The sequence below is a fragment of the Frankia sp. AgKG'84/4 genome (assembly GCF_023242965.2).
Lineage (GTDB): Bacteria > Actinomycetota > Actinomycetes > Frankiales > Frankiaceae > Frankia.
This window is the reverse complement of record NZ_JALKFU020001204.1, coordinates 1-2,557: the sequence shown is the minus strand read 5'-3', so window position 1 is coordinate 2,557 and position 2,557 is coordinate 1. Positions and strand designations below refer to the sequence as shown.

General features: G+C 75.6%; 1 protein-coding gene. It reads left to right on the top strand.

The genetic code is table 11. The features are described 5' to 3' along the window. Positions 1-2,557 (top strand): type I polyketide synthase (locus tag MXD58_RS28755; protein WP_250611311.1); only part of this gene is annotated, 2,557 nt, incomplete at both ends.

Below are 2,557 nucleotides of genomic sequence, written 5' to 3'. Positions count from 1 at the left end.
CACCACCCTCAGCACCGCCCTCGCCACCCTCCACACCCACGGCCACACCCCCACCCACACCACCCTCACCACCACCAGCCTCGCCAACACCAGCCTCGCCAACACCAGCCTCGCCAACACCGCCGCGAGCCACCTCGCCCGAACGCTCCCCACCTATCCCTTCCAGCGTCAGCGGTACTGGCTGGAGGAAGCGGCGACCGGCGCGCGTAGCGCCACCGGTCTCGGGCTGACCAACGCCGACCACCCGCTGCTCGGCGCGGCGATCGGGCTGGCGGACCAGGACGGGGTGGTGCTGTCCGGGCGGTTGTCGCTGGCGACGCATGCCTGGCTCGCCGACCACGCGGTGCAGGGCAACGTGCTCGTCCCCGGCACGGCGTTCGTCGAGCTGGCGCTGCGCGCCGGTGACGAACTCGGCGTCGGTGTCCTCGAGGAGCTGCTGTTCGAGACGCCGCTGATCCTGCCCGCACGCGGTGCCGTCGCCCTGCAGGTCGCTGTCGGCGCCCCCGACGAGACGGGACGCCGTCCCGTCGCCGTCCACTCGCGTCCGCAGGACGACGACGCGCCCGACGCGGGCTGGACCCGGCACGCCAGCGGCGTGTTCGCCGACGGCGACACCGCGACGGCCGGGGAGACGGTGACAGGAGGTGCCAACGGCGCTGGCGCACCGGATGGGCTGGCCGTCTGGCCGCCGCCGGGAGCCGAGCGGGTGGACGTGCCGGTCGAGGAGATCTACGGCGCGCTGGCCGCCTCCGGGCTGGCGTACGGGCCGGTGTTCCAGGGGCTGCGGTCCGCCTGGCGGGCCGGCGACGACCTCTACGCCGAGGTCACGCTGCCCGCGAGCCACACCGACGAGGCCGCCGGCTTCGGCGTCCACCCGGCGCTGCTCGACGCCGCCGTACACCTGTCCGTCTTCCACGGGCTGACCGACGTCCCGGCGGGCCACAGCCGCCTGCCCTTCGCCTGGAACGGCGTCCGGCTGCACGCCACCGGTCCCACCACCCTGCGGGTGCGCCTGACCGTCCACGGCCCGGACGAGATCTCCCTGCACGCCGCGGACAGCACCGGCGCCGCGGTCCTCACCGTGGACTCGCTGCTGGCCCGGCTCGTCTCCGCCGAGCAGCTCGCCGCGTCCCGGGCGAGCCGGCAGGACTCCCTCTACGAACTGAGCTGGCCGTCCCCCGTCCTCGCCACGCCGGGCGCCGCGAGCTGGGCGGCAGTCGGCGCGGATGCCCAGGCCGCCGTCACCGCGGCGCTCGGTGGCGCCGAACGGCAGATCGTCGTGACCGCGCCTCCGGACCTGGCCGTCCTCGGCGCGGCGGTGGAGGCCGGGGAAGCCGCCCCGGACCTCGTCGTGGTCGCCTTCGGCGGGCAGCCCGGCAGCGGACCGTCGGGCGCCGGCGCGGAAGCTGACGGCGACAGGCCGGACGACGACGTGGCGGGCGACGACGTGGCGGACGACGACGTGGCGGACGACGCACGGGCCACCGTCGAGCGTGCCCTCGCGCTGATTCAGGACTACCTCGGCGACCCACGGCTGGCGACGACACGGCTGGCGGTGCTCACCTCGCACGCGGTGAGCGTCGCCGGTGAGGACGTCGATCTCGCGGTCGCCCCGGTGTGGGGACTGATCCGCACGGCTCAGGCCGAGAACCCCGGGCGCATCCTGCTGCTCGACACCGACCACGAGCCCGCCTCCGCCGCCGCCCTGCCCGCGGCCGTCGCCACCGCCGAGGCCGGCGACGAACCGTCCATGGCCCTGCGCGCCGGCACCGCCCACACCCCCCGCTTCACCGTCGCCGCCGCTCCGACCGCCACCGTCACCACGGCACCCGCGGACACAGCAGCGGCGGACACAGCAGCGGACACCGGGCCTGCCGGCTGGAACCTCGACCCGTTCGGCACCGTGCTCATCACCGGCGGCCTCGGCACCCTCGCCCGCCACCTCGCCGACCATCTCGTCACCCACCACCACCTGCGCCACCTGCACCTGATCAGCCGTCAGGGCCCCGAGCACCCCGACGCCGCCGCCGTCCAAAGCCGCCTCGAGGAGCTCGGCGTGGCCGTCACCATCACGGCCACCGACATCACCAGCCGGCCCGCCCTCGACGAGCTGCTTGCCGCCATCCCCGCCGAGCACCCGCTCACCGCTGTCATCCACACCGCCGGGACCATCGATGACGGGGCGCTGCCCGGTCTGACGCCCGCCCGGCTGCACACCGTCCTCGCGCCCAAGCTCGACGGCGCCTGGCATCTGCACCAGGCCACCCGGGACATCCCGACCGTGCGGGCGTTCGTGCTGTACAGCTCGATCGCCGGGCTCACCGGCGGGCCGGGGCAGGCCAGCTACACGGCGGCCAACAGTTTCCTCGACGCCCTCGCGCAGCACCGCCGCGCCCACGGCCTGCCCGCCACCAGCCTCGCGTGGGGTCTGTGGGCGGACACCAGCACGTTCACCGCCGAGCTGGCCGCGGCCGACCAGCGCCGGATCGCCCGCAGTGGCCTGCGCTCGCTGCCGGCCGCCGACGGCCTGGCCCTGTTCGACGCCGCGCTCGCCGGT